At 41.5% G+C, this 17,684-nt stretch carries 13 protein-coding genes, 1 pseudogene and 1 riboswitch; of the genes and pseudogenes, 9 read left to right on the top strand and 5 right to left on the bottom strand.

The window, feature by feature from the left end:
* Window positions 1-144: 144 nt before the first annotated feature.
* Entirely contained in the window at window positions 145-309 is a 165-nt protein-coding gene (locus C427_RS26615; RefSeq protein WP_007635846.1) for a hypothetical protein, read from the bottom strand.
* Window positions 310-1,049: 740 nt separating this feature from the next.
* On the opposite strand from C427_RS26615, the gene C427_RS22420 reads away from it, so the two are divergent.
* Together C427_RS22420 and C427_RS22415 are read left to right on the top strand one after the other, a co-directional pair.
* Window positions 1,050-1,820, top strand: coding sequence for an AraC family transcriptional regulator (locus C427_RS22420; protein WP_007635854.1), 771 nt, complete (start codon window positions 1,050-1,052; stop codon window positions 1,818-1,820).
* A 147-nt stretch (window positions 1,821-1,967) separates the two neighbouring features.
* Window positions 1,968-3,989, top strand: a complete 2,022-nt coding sequence (locus tag C427_RS22415; RefSeq protein WP_007635856.1) for a TonB-dependent receptor — start codon at window positions 1,968-1,970, stop codon at window positions 3,987-3,989.
* 30 nt (window positions 3,990-4,019) lie between these two features.
* Here C427_RS22415 and C427_RS22410 read toward each other — a convergent pair whose 3' ends face one another.
* The 4 genes from C427_RS22410 to C427_RS22395 all read right to left on the bottom strand — a co-directional run bounded on the left by C427_RS22410 (window position 4,020) and on the right by C427_RS22395 (window position 7,774).
* A complete protein-coding gene (locus C427_RS22410) occupies window positions 4,020-4,319 on the bottom strand; it encodes a hypothetical protein (protein ID WP_007635859.1) in 300 nt (99 codons plus the stop codon).
* 206 nt (window positions 4,320-4,525) lie between these two features.
* The gene (locus C427_RS22405; RefSeq protein WP_007635863.1) at window positions 4,526-4,822 is read right to left on the bottom strand and encodes a hypothetical protein; all 297 of its coding nucleotides are present in this window, start codon (window positions 4,820-4,822) and stop codon (window positions 4,526-4,528) included.
* Between the two features lie 993 nt (window positions 4,823-5,815).
* Entirely contained in the window at window positions 5,816-6,424 is a 609-nt protein-coding gene (gene ssb / locus C427_RS22400) for a single-stranded DNA-binding protein (RefSeq protein WP_007635871.1), read from the bottom strand.
* Between the two features lie 12 nt (window positions 6,425-6,436).
* Window positions 6,437-7,774 carry an MFS transporter gene (locus C427_RS22395; protein WP_007635873.1) on the bottom strand — a complete coding sequence of 446 codons (1,338 nt, stop codon included), beginning with the start codon at window positions 7,772-7,774 and terminating at the stop codon, window positions 6,437-6,439.
* A gap of 209 nt (window positions 7,775-7,983) precedes the next feature.
* Window positions 7,984-8,106, top strand: a riboswitch (TPP riboswitch).
* 165 nt (window positions 8,107-8,271) lie between these two features.
* Here C427_RS22395 and thiC point away from each other — a divergent pair.
* The 7 genes and pseudogenes from thiC (at window position 8,272) to uvrA (ending at window position 17,684) form a co-directional block, all read left to right on the top strand.
* A complete protein-coding gene (gene thiC, locus C427_RS22390) occupies window positions 8,272-10,236 on the top strand; it encodes a phosphomethylpyrimidine synthase ThiC (RefSeq protein ID WP_007635875.1) in 1,965 nt (654 codons plus the stop codon).
* Between the two features lie 3 nt (window positions 10,237-10,239).
* Complete coding sequence (locus C427_RS22385) at window positions 10,240-11,808, top strand: bifunctional hydroxymethylpyrimidine kinase/phosphomethylpyrimidine kinase (protein WP_007635877.1); 1,569 nt, start codon at window positions 10,240-10,242, stop codon at window positions 11,806-11,808.
* Window positions 11,805-12,656 (top strand): HesA/MoeB/ThiF family protein, encoded by an 852-nt coding sequence (locus tag C427_RS22380; RefSeq protein WP_007635879.1) that lies wholly within the window; start codon window positions 11,805-11,807, stop codon window positions 12,654-12,656. Before C427_RS22385 ends, C427_RS22380 begins: the two co-directional genes overlap by 4 nt.
* Window positions 12,653-12,868 (top strand): sulfur carrier protein ThiS, encoded by a 216-nt coding sequence (thiS, locus tag C427_RS22375; protein ID WP_007635881.1) that lies wholly within the window; start codon window positions 12,653-12,655, stop codon window positions 12,866-12,868. Before C427_RS22380 ends, thiS begins: the two co-directional genes overlap by 4 nt.
* Before the next feature lie 3 nt (window positions 12,869-12,871).
* Entirely contained in the window at window positions 12,872-13,642 is a 771-nt protein-coding gene (locus C427_RS22370) for a thiazole synthase (protein WP_007635882.1), read from the top strand.
* A pseudogene (gene thiH, locus C427_RS22365) lies at window positions 13,629-14,749 on the top strand (2-iminoacetate synthase ThiH). The gene C427_RS22370 and the pseudogene thiH overlap by 14 nt, the downstream one beginning before the upstream one ends.
* Before the next feature lie 100 nt (window positions 14,750-14,849).
* Window positions 14,850-17,684, top strand: coding sequence for an excinuclease ABC subunit UvrA (gene uvrA, locus C427_RS22360; RefSeq protein WP_007635884.1), 2,835 nt, complete (start codon window positions 14,850-14,852; stop codon window positions 17,682-17,684).

Below are 17,684 nucleotides of genomic sequence, written 5' to 3'. Positions count from 1 at the left end.
GAGCGTCGTAAGCTAAATAGTGTGCATAAAGACCTATTAAAGCAGTGTTTTTCACTCGTGGTTATCAAGCTTTGAGACTGAGACTGATAACTGTTGGCATATAGCAATTTTAATGCGTGATTGTATCTAAATCATTCAAATATTTTATACTTTTGGGAACTTGAGAAAGCACTCTAGAAGATTCATCTTCGATAAAGAAATAACGGGTCCCTTGTTTTTTGCTTCTGCCATAATAGAAGCAATACCCACATCTCCTGTGCCTAAGACCACATTTGTTTCAACATCTGCTTTACTATTGATCAAGTTCATTGTGCCCATCTTCCTATATTTTAAATGTAAGGACAAAAACGGCCTAGGTGTTTTTGTAAAAGATTAGTGGGATCCATCCCCCCTTGCTTCTTCCAAATATGTCCATTTGAAATGCAGTATGTTCAACATTTTCCTCACTCTATTCATGACTTCTATTGTTCCTTTAGCATCTTCCAAATCAAAGCCTTTTGCCGCATCGTGTGTGATCCAATAAAAAGTGGTAAAACGACTGCCAAAGTATTTAGCTTCGTATACTACGGCTACAGGGTGTTGCGCAGCTCTTCAAACAAAACATCTACGCTCACAATTTGTAAGTCGTTTTTAATAGTCGGTTTCTATACTCTTCAACTGGATGTCCATATAATGTTCTTCCTCCCTCAACTACTTTGATCTCCCATTGATAGATTTGACTAAAGGCTTGGGGTAAATCCTGTTCAATTTGTTTTCTTACACTGAATAATTGTAAACCTAATTCATGTGCGAAAGTGACACCAGACAAACTCAATGCAATAGGAATTATTAAAGCTAGTTGTAGGCTGCGTAATAGTGATGATTTTTAATAGTTGTATCCATATCTGATACCTACCTTTTGTGTTGCTGATTCATAATTTATAGCCAAATACAAATTTAATAACAATAAGTTAACATAAATAACGCCATTTGTGACGCGGATTTGAGTAGAACAAATGCCCCCTTGTATGCAATAATTTCGGCGTACTCCTTTTTAAAGTCGTTATTATATGTCCGAATATAAAAGTCTTCAACAATCCCCATTTTTACAAGATGTGATTGGTATCCAGCAAATTCTTAGTATGTTTGATTTACTAACGGATGTGATTTTTTGGATTAAAGACACCGAAAGTCGGGTGGTTTATGCCAATAAAATGTTTGTTGAGCACATTGGTATGCATTCAATTAGTCAAGTCTTAGGTAAGTCTGACGCAGCCTTTTTCCCACCGCATATCGCCAAACAATTTATCACCGATGATCAAAGTGTGATGAGCGGCAATGTGATTACTGACCGCTTAGAATTGAATATTCTTAAGTTTGGCGAATTTGCTTGGTTCTCAACTTCGAAGCGGCCTCTATTTGATAGTCAAAATACTATCATCGGTTCTTATGGTTTCACTCGCTTGTTATCTAAGGCATCACAGGTGTTATCAAGCATTGATGCGATAAAGGCACCAGTAGAGCATGTGCGAGAAAATTTTCATCGAGACTTGAAAATTGAAGATTTAGCTAAACTTGCCTTTATATCAGTCAGCGCCCTTGAAAGGCGTTTTAAAAAGTATTTGTCTAAAACGCCTAAACAATTTATCAACGAAATTCGATTAGAAAATGCCCGTCGGATGTTAATTGAAACACGATTACCCATCGCTGACGTGGCATATCGGTGTGGTTTTTCGGAGCATAGTTATTTTAGCCGCCAGTTTCGTTTGATGTTTGGTACTTTGCCGTCTCAATTAAGAGAAAACATGCAACAAAACACTGTTGATAACCAACTAATGTGAGCGCTAACTTAGTCAAGTCAGCGTTGACTTTAAAAAATGTTATGGCCTATCTGATGTGATTTTTTACATCTTGTGCGTAGGAATGCCACATATTATGACTTAAAATAACCTCATTATTTTATCTTAAACTTTACCCTCGGAGATCTTTTGAACCTAAATATTAGTTACCTCATGTTAATACTACTAAGCACATCGGTTTTTAGCCAAGAGCAACCCATAGAGAAAATTACTGTTACAGCTTCTCGGGCTAGTCAAAAAGTGTTGGATGTCGCTAGTAATATCAGTTGGTTAGACGATGAAAGTTTAAGATTGATAGAACAGCAGCATATCAATCAAGCTTTGGTGCGCATACCGGGCGCTTGGATCAGTCGGGGTAATGGCCAAGAACACCTAACTGCGATTCGTTCACCGGTGCTAACTGGAACAGGTGGTTGTGGTGCATTCTTTATTGCCCAGGATGGTATTTCGCTTCGTGCCCCAGGATTTTGTAATGTAAATCAATTGTTCGATGCCAATACTGAACAGGCATCCTCGCTTGAAGTGTTGCGTGGCCCTGCAAGTACTATGTATGGCTCGAATGCAGTGCATGGGGTGATTAATGTGCTGACCCCTAATCCTTTTGATACCCAGCAATCCAGTGTGTCTTTGAGTCTGGGGCCACATGATTACACCCGTGGCATGTTTAGTTTGTCTACAACAGGTGAACAACATGGTTTTTTGTTATATGGCAACGTTACAAAAGATGCAGGATATTTACAGGACAGTGGCTATGAGCAGCAAAAAGTGAACCTGATACATCAATATCAAGGCGGTAAATGGCAGATTAAAAATGTACTAGCGGTCAGTAATCTGAAACAAGAAACGGCTGGTTTTATTAGCGGATTCGAGGTTTATAAAGATGCGTCACTAAAAAGACAAAACCCTAATCCTGAAGCGTTTCGCGATAGTCAGTCGATGCGCGTTTATAGTCAAATCAGTTATGTTGAAAACGACACCACAAGCTTTACCATTACGCCCTATATAAGGTCGACAGATATGCAGTTTTTACAGCATTATCTTCCTTGGCAACCCATCGAAGATAACAGTCATTCAAGTGTTGGTGTGCAAACACAATTCCAAAAGTATTACGGCGACTTGAGTTGGTTGAGTGGCTTTGATGTGGATTATACTCAAGGGCAATTGACTGAGACCCAAGCAGAAGACTTTTCGCCTACTTTACCCGCCGGCATTCATTATGATTACAAGGTGAATGCAACTGTCTACTCTCCTTTTGCCCAACTTCAATGGACCGCAACACAACAATTAATACTCAGCGCTGGGGTGCGTTATGAACATACCAAATATGATTACGATAATCGATTAAGTACCGGCAGTGCATGTGCGCAAGGTATTGAAAACTGTCGATTTACTCGCCCTGAAGACCAAGTAGTCGATTACGATGAATGGTCGTATCAAGTTAATGCAAACTACGCATTAACCAATAACTATCGACTCTACGCTCAATATTCTACAGGGTATCGAGCACCTCAAGCCACAGAGTTATTTAGACTTCAAGCCGGCCAAACAGTGGCAGAACTTGATGCTGAAGATGTGAATTCGATTGAATTGGGCTTAAGAGGCAAGACTGACTCGTTATTTTATGATGTCACCTTATTTTCTATGCAAAAAGATAATTTTATTTTTCAAGATACTGATAGGCAAAATATCAGCAATGGTGAAACCTCTCATCGTGGAATAGAACTGGTGCTAAGTTATCATTGGCAATACTTTTACGCGTCTGCTAACGGTACTTTTGCTAAGCACCAGTACGACTCAAATCTAACACTAAGTCGGATCAATATTAAAGATAATGAAATAGATACGGCGCCAGAACATATGGGCAGTGCACAACTCGGTTGGCGAACTGATTCAGGTAGTTTCATCGAGTTGGAGTGGGTACATCAAGGTAATTATTACCTTGATCCTGAGAATAGCGCTGAATATAGTGGTCACAACTTACTTAATTTGCGAACTGGTTGGGCATTAAATGAAACACTAGATATCGGTGTCAGAGTTAGCAACCTTACTGATGAAGATTATGCTGAAAGGGCCGACTTTGGTTTTGGCAGTTACCGTTATTTTGTAGGTGAATTTAGGTCAGTTTATGCCACAGTTCGATATCAATACTAGGTATATTTTGTGTATGTATTTGATAACCTTCTAGTTGAGGTTATCAAAATTGCCTTGGGCGAACTCTATACCTAGTTCGGTCAAACTTTTAGCGACCGACTCTTGTTCTATACGCGAAGCAATCATAGTGTTACCAGTAAGGTCTGCCCCTTTTTTTAGCATTTCGCAGAGTATTGCATTGGCGGTTTGTTGGCATAATAGCGAGTAAAGGACCCATCTATTTTCAAGTGTGACCAAAAACATCGGGTTGGCTTTGGTTTCTGCGGTTAGATTGATTGAAATATGGCTAAATCTATTTTGTAGTGCTTGATTTGCTGCAAGAGGCTGCAATCAATTTAGAATTTCTTTCACCACCCATAGATCAACTTTACTCTTTATTTTGTTATGTTCAGTAAACTCAAAAAACTCGCTTGGTAATATCCATCTATCTAAGAATTCTCTTTTTAATCTTAATAACATTCAATAGACGGCAGCTTTCTCGTTGTTTGTTGTAAAGGTTGAACTTTTTGATAAAAAAGTGAGAGATTATCTAAATATTATGCCGATTCTATGCGGCTAGCTAAATTTTGATTCGTCTCTAGAGTTTCCTGTTTAACAGCGTGGTCTTGGTCATTGACAATAGAACTTACTCCTTCCCCTTTGGAAATAATCGATGCATATATTGCCTTTGAGGTTATCTTTTTTGCACTTGAGTCACTGCTGTCAACCATGCAAAAACCTACACAGACACCAACTTGAACCGTCTGTTCTTTCCACTTAGCCGGAAAGCCGCTAATACAATCAACTAAGCCCCTTGCAATTGTTTTGGCAGACGCTGTGGTAGCTTGTTTCAATTACACTGCAAACTGGTCTTCGCCAAGTCTACCTATCCCAAGCTGTGTTTGTAATATCTTACTGATTTAATTAAGAAAGTAGTCACCTGCATCCCAACTAAAACGTTGATTGATTACTTCAAACTTAAACAAATCCAAAAATATTAACGCACCGTTTTGTAGCTTAGGGTCACGTTTTTCCAATAGATATTGCAAGTTGCTTTCAAAGGAGGCACCACTGTGTAGTTATGTCAAAAAGTCAGTTAAAACCTCATGTTTGAGACGACTTTCCAGTAACTTTCTTTGGTTGATAACGAGGTTGAACTTTTTATTTGAATCAGTTAAGTCTTGGGTTCGGGCCTGTATTTTGCTTTCTAGATTCTCGTTTGCTTGTTGCACCTCATTCACCAAGTGGCGCACTTTTAAGTAAAATTGAATGCGTACAATGAATTTTTTTTGTTGAAGGGTTTTAATACCTAATCAGCACCGCCTAATTCAAAGCCTTCTTCAAATTGGCCAACTTTGCCGGTTAAGAATATTATTGGGATAGTAGATAAACGAATATCAGCTTTAAATTTTGACATGTTGCAAAGCCATTTCACCCATTGAGCATGTTGACATCTAGAACCATTAAGACAGGCTGAAAACTGAAAGCGAGTTGGTAGGTTTCTTCACCGCTAGTGGCAGTATTGACGCATAACCTTTGTTTTCTTAAACAAGGTCAACAATCCGCAAAATTGTAGTGTTGTCATCCACAACGAGAAGCTTTTCTTTCATTTATTGGCGTCCATAATCTAGAGGATATATCAATATATACAAGCCATTCAAAGAAACTGTCTAATGCTTCATTATCTTTGAATTTTCAGGACAAGTTACATATTTGTAATATTTGCAGATGCTTCGATATAGATATTCCTCTAAGTTATCCTGAATAACTTAGAGGAATAAAAAAAGCCCTGTAAAAACAGGGCCTTAATATTTTTTGCTGCACCTTACTTTAGTAAAAACAGAGTGCTAGAACGGGATATCGTCATCAAAGTCAAAGTCTGGTTCAGCCATAGGAGCCGGTTGTTGTCCCTGAGCGGGTGCTTGGTTGAAACCTTGATTTGATTGTTGTGGCGCACCTTGAGCTGGAGGCTTTTGGTATTGCTGCCCTTGCTGAGGTGTTTGTTGATAACTTTGTTGGGGTGCCTGTTGATAACCTTGATTTGATTGTTGTGGAGCCGCAGCAGGACGTTGTTGACCTTGGAAACCGCCTTCAGACTGACCGCCACCTTTACCGCCCAACATTTGCATAACGCCATTGAATGGGTCTAAAACAATTTCTGTGGTGAATTGGTCTTGGCCTTCTTTGTTCTGCCATTTGCGTGTTTGCAGTTTACCTTCAATGTACACCTGGCTGCCTTTGCGTAAATATTCGCCAGCAATTTCAGCTAACTTACCAAACATGGATACGCGGTGCCATTCAGTTTTTTCCTGCATTTGGCCACTTTGATCTTTCCAGCTTTCTGATGTGGCTAAAGTTAAATTGGCAACGGCTTTGCCATTTGGTGTATATCTTACTTCGGGATCTTTACCCAAATTACCCACTAAGATTACTTTGTTTACGCCTTTGCTCGCCATTATTCCTCCTAATTAATCTTTTAAATTCAGTACAAGCCGAGCTTGTTGAATATCGAAATCTTGTTCTGCCTTTAGATACATAACTTGTTCATTTGGAACAACCGTTATGTCCACCACACCTTCTAATTCAGAAAGCTGCTGTAAAGCCATACTTGTTATTTGTGTCGTTGTTTTAAGTGTATAACGTTTCAGTCGATTCGTCGCCTGTAAACCTCTGATCAACAACAACCAAATACAACATAAAATACTGGCTAAACCAAATACCCATTGAATGCCTAATAGCTCGCCGATACTGCCGGATAACACACCACCCATAAAGGCACCAAAAAACTGAAAACTAGCGTAGATCCCCATAGCTGAGCCTTTTTTACCAGCTGGTGATATGTTTGACACCATAGCTGGAAAATTAGCTTCTAAGTAATTGAAACAAGTAAAAAATAAACAAACTAGTACAAGTAAATAAATAATAGACTGTTGACTAAATATCATCAAAGTAAACACTAAAGCTAAGCCTGCAACACTGATGGATAAAACAGCATTTTTATATTTCTTTGCTATAGCCATAAAGCCAATAAGGCCTACAACAGAAACAACTAATACCACGGAATATGCTTGCCAATGCTTATCAAGTGGCCAATTTAAATTGACTAAAAACACTGGGATTTGCACAAAGAGTAGTGTAATTAACATGTGTAATAACAACACACTAATATTTAAGCGGGCTAGTTGTGGGTGCGTAAATAGAATTTTTAAATCTTGAATAACCGGTAGAGTATCGCCTTTAGGTGCCACATTTTTTGCATTAGGTACAACAAACAATACTAAAAAAACACACAGACAAGCTAATACCCCAGTCATCAGAAAAATACCACTAAGGCCAAATCTACTCGCGATGATAGGTCCCAGAAGTAAGGCTATGTAAAAAGAGAAACCAATAGATATACCAATGATTGCCATTACTTTTGGTCGTTGGCTTTCTCGGCTTAAATCTCCAGCCAATGCCATGATGGCTCCTGCAATTGCGCCTGCACCTTGAAGAAAACGACCCACTACAACCCAAGTTAAACTATCAGCGGTCGCTGCCACAAGACTGCCGATGGCAAAAATAACTAAACCGCCTGCAATAACTGGTTTTCGGCCAATTTTATCTGATAGCACCCCCATTGGGATCTGGAGTAAGGCTTGTGTTAAGCCGTAGCCACCTATTGCTAGTCCGACAAGAAAAGCCGAATAATCTGGATAGGTTTTGGCGCTAATAGCTATAACTGGCATCACCATAAATAAGCCAAGCATGCGAAGCACATACACAAAGGCAAGAGAAAAAGCGCTGCGAAGTTCGGTAGAATTCAAAGTGGAGACTGTCTAATAAAAGTTAAAAAATTCGGATAATAATATATAAAGAGTCTAACATGTTTTTTTAATTCCCAACACAATTGGTCGCTTTGTATTATGATTTTATTGCTTATTAATCACATGTTTTTTTGATTACAGATTTTGAATCGCTAGTCGTTTATATTTAAAAGTCCTTGTGTCAATTTTATTACTCTGTCTATAATGGTTTTTTCTTGTCGGAGTGCTAGTGTTTTTTACTGAGGTGAAAAACATAAGCTGAGACCGTTAATTCGGGATCCGTTGAACCTGATCGGGCTAGTACCCGCGAAGGAAACAAGCGTAATGTTATTGAGCATAGCCAATTTAAATTTGGCGCGTTTAAAACAGTACTTACCCAGTAAGTTGTATTTATGGCATCAGATTTAGTGATGTCAAATTATCAACAATTGGTGCTTTTCAACATCATACCTCTCCAGACAAGCAACTTCATTTTTTAACACTATGGAAGATTGCTAATGTCAAAACGTCGTCAAACCCGTGCTAATGCACAACAATTTATTGATAACCTTAAACCACTATTACACCCTAATTCCCGCAAAGTATACTTAGCGGGAAGCCATCACAATATCCAAGTGGGTATGCGGGCTATTTCCCAAACTGACACCATCTTGGGTGGTACTGAAGACAATCCTGTCATCGAAACTAACCCGGATATTATGGTGTATGACTGTGCCGGTCCTTATTCAGATCCTGAAGCTAATATCGACGTTCGCAAAGGATTAGCCAAACTTCGTCACAATTGGATCATGCAGCGGGGAGATGTTGAACAATTACCTCATGTCAGTTCGGGTTATACCCAAGAGCGTATGACTGATGATGGTTTAGAACATTTACGTTTTGACTCTATTGATAAACCACTTAAAGCCAAAGTAGGGCAATGTGTTACCCAAATGCACTATGCCAGAGCGGGCATTATTACCCCTGAAATGGAATATATCGCGATCCGCGAAAATATGGCTCGTGAGGAAGTAACTGACGATGTTTTAACCCAAAAAGCACCCGGCAATGCCTTTGGCGCTTTGATGGGGCAGCCGATTACTGCTGAGTTTGTGCGTGATGAAGTAGCTCGTGGCCGAGCTATCATCCCGGTTAATATTAATCACCCAGAAGCTGAACCCATGATCATTGGTCGTAATTTTTTGGTTAAAGTAAACGCTAATATAGGTAACTCTGCGGTGACTTCTTCCATTGAAGAAGAGGTAGAAAAACTAGTTTGGTCAACTCGTTGGGGTGCTGATACGGTAATGGATTTATCCACTGGGCGTTATATTCACGAAACTCGCGAGTGGATCGTACGTAACTCCCCTGTGCCTATTGGCACCGTGCCGATTTATCAAGCGTTAGAAAAAGTCAATGGCGTGGCAGAAGACTTAACCTGGGAGGTGTTTCGGGATACTTTGATTGAACAAGCTGAACAAGGAGTGGATTATTTTACTATTCACGCAGGTGTATTATTGCGTTATGTGCCAATGACAGCCAAACGCTTAACCGGCATTGTATCCCGAGGTGGTTCTATTATGGCCAAGTGGTGCCTGTTTCATCATAAAGAAAGCTTTTTGTACCAGCATTTCAGAGACATTTGCGAGTTATGTGCCGCTTATGATGTGTCTCTGTCGTTAGGCGATGGAATGCGTCCGGGTTGTATTGCTGACGCCAATGACGAAGCACAGTTTGCTGAGCTTGATACCTTAGGTGAACTAGTCAAAATTGCGTGGCAATATGATGTGCAGACCATTGTTGAAGGTCCCGGCCATATTCCTATGCAATTGATTAAAGAGAACATAGACAAGCAGCTTGAAATTTGTAGTGAAGCTCCCTTTTATACGTTAGGCCCACAAACGACTGATATTGCCCCAGGTTATGATCATTTTACTTCTGGTATAGGCGCAGCCATGATCGGCTGGTATGGCGTAGCGATGTTGTGTTATGTCACGCCTAAAGAACATTTGGGTTTGCCAAATAAAGAAGATGTTAAGCAGGGCTTGATTGCCTACAAGATAGCGGCTCATGCTGCAGATGTTGCAAAGGGGCATCCTGGTGCACAAATTCGCGACAATGCTTTGTCCAAATCACGTTTTGAATTTAGGTGGGAAGATCAATATAACTTGGGTTTAGATCCAGAAACTGCACGCGCTTATCATGACGAAAGCCTACCGCAAGAGTCAGCTAAAGTGGCACACTTTTGTTCTATGTGTGGGCCCAAGTTCTGCTCTATGAAAATCACTCACGAAGTGCGTGAATACGTTGCTAAACAAAAAATTAAAGTTGAACAGGATGCATCAAGACTGGCTGCTAGTCGCACAGGTCTCAGCTCAGCAGAAATACAATCCGCTATGGCAGAAAAATCAAAGGAATTTAAAGCACAAGGGGCGCAAATTTATACACCTCTTGGAGAAGTACCCACGACCGAGCCTGAATAAATTATGGATAATTATTCAAATGATAACAGGCTATTTGTAAGTGGTTGTGACCGGCCGATTGTCTGGAGCATCGCTGCCTCAGATAGTGGCGGCGGTGCAGGTATTCAGGCAGATACGCTCACAATTCAAGATTTAGGCGGTCATGCTTGTAATATAATCACCGCTGTCACCGTCCAAAACTCTTATCACGTAGAGGGTGTGTCAGCTGTATCCCCAGATATGCTGACAAGGCAGTTAAATTGTTTGCTATTCGATATGCCGCCCAAGGTTATTAAGATTGGCGTGTTAGCCGATGCTGAGCAAGTTTTGCTGATAAGCAATTGGTTAGCAGATAATTTAGCTGACTATGAGCAAACTCACGATACCCGGATACCGATCATTTTGGATCCTGTGTTGTTTACCACTAGTGGTAAACAACAGACTAATGTTGACGCTTATCTGCGCCTAGCCAAACAAGTGACGTTGTTGACGCCTAATTATAACGAGTTGATGGTGTTAGCTGGAACGTTTGAAGGGAAAGGGCAAACTGAACAATCAGCACTTGATCATCTATCTCAGTTAGTCGAGACCAATATTCTGGTAACAGGCGGAGATAGTCAAAACCTGCAGGTCGTTGACTGGTTAGCCGCCCACAAGATTGCCCATACTTCTGAACAGCATCAACATCAACGTATTGGATTTGGTGGAAGCCGAGTGAATACTCGCCACAATCATGGCACAGGTTGCACACTTTCATCAGCAATAGCGACGACGATGGCATTAGGTCATCCTTTATTAGATGCCATTGTGATTGCTAAAGCTTATGTACATCAAGGACTCAGTGGCAGTTATGGTTTAGGCAAAGGACCTGGGGTGCTAGCGCGTCATGGTTGGCCCAATGACTTAGTGCATTTTCCAGAGATTATACTGCCTCAGTACCCACAACTGGCAGATGTTTCTCAACTTGATTTTGCCAATGTCAGCTTGCCTTTAAAGGTGTATTCGGTAACGCAGTCTTTATCTGTCTTAGAACAAGTACTCAAGGCTGGAGCGCACACTGCACAACTACGAATAAAACTGCCCTGTGATAATAAACAGCTAGAACAGGACATTCAGCTTGCGGTGGCATTAGGTAGAAAATACCAAGCGCAAGTTTTTATTAATGACCACTGGCAGTTAGCGATAAAACACGGTGCCTTTGGTATACATTTAGGTCAAGAGGATATGTTACAAGCCAATCTATCCCAAATCAGTGATGCTAGTTTGGCGCTGGGTCTGTCTTCTCATGGATATTTTGAAATGTTGCTAGCTCAGCAATTTTCTCCAAGTTATTTGGCTATAGGACATATCTTTGCCACACCAACCAAACACATGCCATCACAACCTCAAGGGTTATTAAAGCTTTCACGTTATTGTCAATTACTCAAAGACAAACTCCCGCTGGTGGCCATTGGTGGCATCGACGAGCATAATCTTGCCCAAGTAAAAGTCACACAAGTACATGATGTGGCTATTGTGCGTGGAATTGAGCTTGCACCCGACCCAGCAAAAAGCTGGCAGACTCTACAACTGGCATGGCAGGCATTAACATGAATAAGGCCTTAAGTGAGCAGCAGTTTGTTCAATACTACCGGCAAATATTACTTCCAGAAGTAGGTGAACAGGGCCAACAAACGTTAATGAGTCAACATATTATGATTGTGGGTATCGGAGGGTTGGGCACTCACGTAGCTCAACAATTAGCGGCAGCAGGTATCGGGCACCTTCATTTAGTGGATGACGATAAAGTGGACATGTCCAACCTACCTAGACAAATCTTGTTTAATGCTTCTTCTGTGGGACGTGAAAAAGTGGAGTGCGCCGCAAAAGAGATCTCTAAACTCAATCCCGATGTCACCGTTAGGACATACAGCGAAAAATTTAGTGAGCAGTTTGCCCAGAGTTTAATCAGTCGCCACTCAGATGTTAAACAAGCATGTCAACATAACAAACTTATGGTGCTGGATTGCTCAGACAATATGCCAACCCGACAACTGATTAACGCTTGGTGTGCTAGGCAACTTATTCCACTAGTCAGTGCATCAGTAACTGCTTTTTCTGGGCAACTAATGGTTGTAGACGCGCAGAGGATGTCTGAAGCTGGTTGTTACCATTGTGTATTTTCAGCAAAAGAGACGCTACAAACCTGTAGTGATATGGGAGTGCTGGGACCAATGGTGAGTGTTATTGCAAGTATGCAAGCGCTAACTGCTATTAGGCATGTTTTAACGATAGGTGAGAAAGACAACACGTTACATATTTTTGATGGTTTAAGGTTAATCTGGCAAAGCATTGTCCGTCACCGAGACCCTCAATGCACAGTATGCCAACACTGGCAAATTTCGCCCCAAGAACCATTACTCTCTGAGACTAATTCTTTTGCCCAGGAGGCATATTCATGATCCCTGTTTTTATTAATGGCCAAGCTCTAAAGGTGGATGAAAACCTGAATTTGCAACAAGTGTTGCTGTTGGCGACTGAGCCCCTTCAATTGGATTTGGCTAATATCGCCGTCGCATTTAATCAGCATATTGTGCCCAAAAGCCAATGGTCAGAGCAGGGTTGCCGAGAAGGTGATCAGATTGATGTGTTTAGTGCCGTGGCAGGAGGATAAGGCATGTTAACTATCGCGGGACACCAATTTTCGTCACGTTTATTCAGTGGTACCGGTAAGTTTTCACATAGCCGAGTCATGTTAAACGCCTTGAAAGCCTCAGGTTCAGAGCTCGTTACTTTGGCGATTAAGCGGATTGATCTTAAGCAAAGTACGGATAACTTGATGCAACCCTTGACCGAGTTGGGGATAAAGTTGCTTCCAAACACCTCTGGTGCAAGGAATGCAAAAGAAGCTATTTTTGCCGCTCAGTTAGCCCAAGAAATGTTTGCTACTAACTGGGTCAAATTAGAAATTCATCCTGATCCCAAATATTTGATGCCAGATCCAATTGAAACCCTTATAGCGGCCGAAACACTGGTAAAGCAAGGTTTTGTGGTGCTGCCTTATGTGCATGCTGATCCTGTGTTATGCCACCGGCTGGAAGAAGTAGGATGTGCAGCAGTCATGCCTTTGGCTAGTCCGATTGGCAGCAATCAAGGTTTGCTAACGAAAGAGTTTCTGCAAATCATTATTGAACAGGCGAAGGTGCCAGTGGTGATTGATGCAGGGATCGGACGCCCTTCTGATGCCACAGCAGCCATGGAATTAGGGGCTGATGCTGTATTAGTCAATACCGGTATTGCTTCTAGCTTGCAGCCAGTGGTGATGGCGAAGTGTTTTCAAGAGGCTGTGATAACCGGCAGAAATGCCTATCAGGTGGGTTTAGGCCAAGTATTAAAACAGGCTAGTATGTCTAGTCCATTAACAGGTTTTTTAAATGAACTTCGCTGATATATTTGCTGATTTAGATCGTGAGGACCTGCGCCTGACTATGTATGGGTCGACTAATGCAGATGTCGAGCGGGCTTTGCAGCAGCCTGCCGGTGATATCAAAGCTCTGATGGCTTTATTATCACCGGCCGCAGAGCCTTACTTGGAAATAATGGCGCAACAAGCCATGGAATTAACCAGAAGGCGTTTCGGTCATAATATTAGTTTGTTTATTCCTATGTATTTATCGAATTTATGTGCCAATGAGTGTGATTATTGTGGTTTTACTATGAGCAACAAAATCAAGCGTAAAATATTAAATGCAGATGAGATCCAGCAAGAAATTGATATTATTAAAGGCTGGGGGTTCGACTCAATATTATTGGTATCTGGAGAGCATGAAAGCAAAGTAGGTGTCGAGTACTTTGCCGACGTCTTACCGCAAATCAAACAACATTTTAGTCATCTAGCCATAGAAGTTCAGCCATTGGCCACAGATGAATATCAAAGGTTGGCCCATCTTGGGCTGGATGCGGTGATGTTATATCAAGAGACCTATCATCCTGTCACGTACGCTAAACACCATACTCGTGGCAAAAAACAAAACTTTCAATATCGTTTAAACAGCCCCGATAGGTTAGGACGAGCAGGTATCGACAAAATAGGGTTGGGCGTATTGTTAGGTCTAGACGACTGGCGATTAGATGCATTGCTGCTGGGTCACCATTTGGCTTATTTAGAGCATCACTATTGGCGCAGTAAATATAGTCTTTCGCTGCCGCGTTTGCGGCCATGTACAGGTGGGATTGAACCTAATTCACCCATTTCTGATAAAGGATTGGTCCAAGTTATTTGTGCCTTTAGATTATTTAATGAGCAACTTGAAATAAGTTTATCAACCCGTGAAAGTGAACGTTTTCGTGACAACCTCTTGCCCATGGGCATTACACATATGAGTGCTGGGAGCTCTACGCAACCAGGTGGTTATGCTAGTCCTGATAGCCAACTTGATCAATTTGAAATAAGTGATGAACGCTCTGTAGTAGAAGTCACCGAGGCAATAAAAATCGCGGTTATACTGCGGTATTTAAAGACTGGCAAGCTAGTTGGAAGTCTAGCGCCATTTAAGATTAATTTAGTGTATAAACTTGTTGTATTCAGATAATGGTCGTAGTGCCTATTTACAGAGTATGTAATAATTGTTCTTTTACAGCACATCTGGTTACTAATGGATAGAATAGAAGTACGTGGGGCTAGAACCCACAACCTGAAAAACATCAATTTAGATATCCCCAGAGACAAACTGACAGTGATCACCGGTTTGTCAGGTTCAGGTAAATCTTCTTTGGCTTTTGACACTTTGTATGCAGAAGGACAGCGACGTTATGTAGAGTCATTGTCAGCTTACGCTCGTCAATTTCTATCCATGATGGAAAAGCCTGATGTGGATCATATTGAGGGGTTATCGCCAGCAATTTCCATCGAGCAAAAATCTACTTCTCATAACCCACGTTCTACAGTGGGCACCATTACAGAAATTTATGACTACTTGCGTTTGTTGTATGCACGGGTAGGAGAGCCCCGTTGTCCTGAGCATCATGTGCCATTAGATGCACAAACGGTGAGTCAGATGGTTGACCGGGTATTAGATATGCCAGCCGATATTAAATTGATGTTGCTTGCTCCTGTGGTTCAGGCTCGTAAAGGTGAGCATCTCAAAACCCTCGAAAATCTAGCCGCGCAAGGGTTTATTCGGGCTAGGATAGATGGAAATGTATGTGATTTGTCGGATCCACCTGATCTCGACTTACACAAAAAGCACACTATTGAAGTAGTGGTTGACCGTTTTAAAGTGCGTGAAGATTTAAAACTTCGTTTGTCTGAGTCTTTCGAAACAGCCTTAAACTTGTCTGGTGGCACCGCAACCGTTGCCTTTATGGACGAGCCTGACAAGTTAGAGTTGGTATTTTCTTCTAACTTTGCTTGCCCACACTGTGGCTATAGCATGGCTGAGTTAGAGCCGCGGTTATTCTCTTTCAACAATCCTGCTGGTGCCTGTCAAAGTTGTGATGGTTTGGGGACAAGGCAGTTTTTTGACCCGCATCGCATTATTGCTAACGAAGAAATCAGTTTATCTGGTGGCGCCATTAGGGGTTGGGACAAACGCAGCTATTATTATTTTCAGATGTTGCAAGCTGTGGCTGATCACTACAAGTTTGATTTGACCGTGCCTTTTGCAGAACTCGATGAACAGGCCAAAGATATTGTGTTAAACGGCAGTAAAGGCACATCGTTAAAGTTTAAATACATTAACGACCGTGGCGACATTATGGAACGCAAACATCCATTTGAAGGGATTATCCCAAATATGGAGCGACGCTATAAAGAAACTGAATCCAATGCGGTACGAGATGAGTTATCCAAGTATTTGAGTCAGCAACATTGCTCAACCTGCTCTGGCTCACGTCTTAGATTAGAAGCCAGAAACGTATTTATTGGTGAGACACCGCTTAATGTCATTACTGATATGTCGATTGCCGACGCTTTGAAGTTTTTCGCAAATCTTACTTTAACCGGTAAACGCCTAAAAATAGCAGAAAAAATCTTCAAAGAAATCAATGATAGATTGACGTTTTTGGTGAACGTAGGTCTGAATTACTTATCCCTTTCACGCAGCGCCGATACGTTATCTGGTGGCGAAGCTCAGCGTATTAGGCTCGCTAGCCAAATAGGCGCTGGGTTGGTAGGGGTTATGTATGTACTTGATGAACCCTCTATTGGTTTACATCAACGTGACAATGCAAGGTTATTGGAAACCCTAATTCACTTACGCGACTTAGGTAACACAGTCATTGTGGTTGAGCATGACGAAGATGCGATCCGAGCTGCCGATTTTGTGCTGGATATTGGCCCAGGTGCGGGTGTACACGGTGGCGAAATTGTAGCTCAGGGCACTATCGAAGATATTAAAAAGAGTGAACGTTCGCTAACAGGAAAGTACTTGTCTGGTAGAGAAAGAATTGAAATACCAGCTAAACGAACTGAAATTGATCAAGATAAGTGGGTGGTGCTAAAGGGGGCCACTGGTAATAACTTGCAAGATGTTACTTTAAGAGTACCACTAGGATTAATGACGTGTGTGACGGGGGTATCAGGCTCAGGTAAATCGACGCTGATAAACGACACCTTCTATCGCATTGCCCACAGAGAATTAAATGGCGCCACTACAGGGGAGCCTGCACCTTATAAAACCATTACTGGTATGGAGTTTATGGACAAGGTGGTGGATATTGATCAAAGCCCTATTGGCCGAACTCCTCGCTCTAATCCCGCAACGTATGCAGGTATTTTTACGCCGGTGCGTGAATTGTTTGCTGGTACCCAAGAAGCCAGATCTCGTGGTTATAAACCCGGACGGTTTAGTTTTAACGTCAAAGGTGGACGCTGTGAAGCATGCCAAGGCGACGGTGTGATTAAGGTTGAAATGCACTTCTTACCGGATGTATATGTGCCTTGTGATTTATGTAAAGGTAAACGTTACAACCGTGAAACATTGGAGATTCAGTATAAAGGATTGAATATTCATCAAGTGTTGGATATGACAGTAGAAGAGGCTCGCCCTTTCTTTGATGTTATCCCAGCTATTGCCAGAAAATTACAAACCCTGATGGATGTGGGCTTGTCTTATGTACGTTTAGGTCAAGCTGCAACAACGCTGTCGGGCGGTGAAGCACAACGTGTCAAGTTAGCCAAAGAATTATCCAAACGTGACACCGGTCAAACTCTGTATATTCTGGATGAACCCACAACAGGTTTACACTTTCACGATATCAAACAGCTATTGCATGTTCTACATAGATTACGTGACCATGGTAATACCGTGGTGGTGATTGAACATAACTTAGACGTGATAAAAACGGCAGACTGGGTTATCGATCTTGGCCCTGAAGGTGGTTCTGGTGGTGGTCAGATTGTGGCCCAAGGAACACCTGAAGATATTTGCAATGTAGAAGAGTCGCATACTGCACGTTTTCTTAAAACATTATTGCTTCAGCAGGGATGA

It is taken from the genome of Paraglaciecola psychrophila 170 (assembly GCF_000347635.1).
Lineage (GTDB): Bacteria > Pseudomonadota > Gammaproteobacteria > Enterobacterales > Alteromonadaceae > Paraglaciecola > Paraglaciecola psychrophila.
The sequence above is the reverse complement of the archived record's forward strand: the minus strand, read 5'-3'. Positions and strand labels throughout refer to the sequence as shown.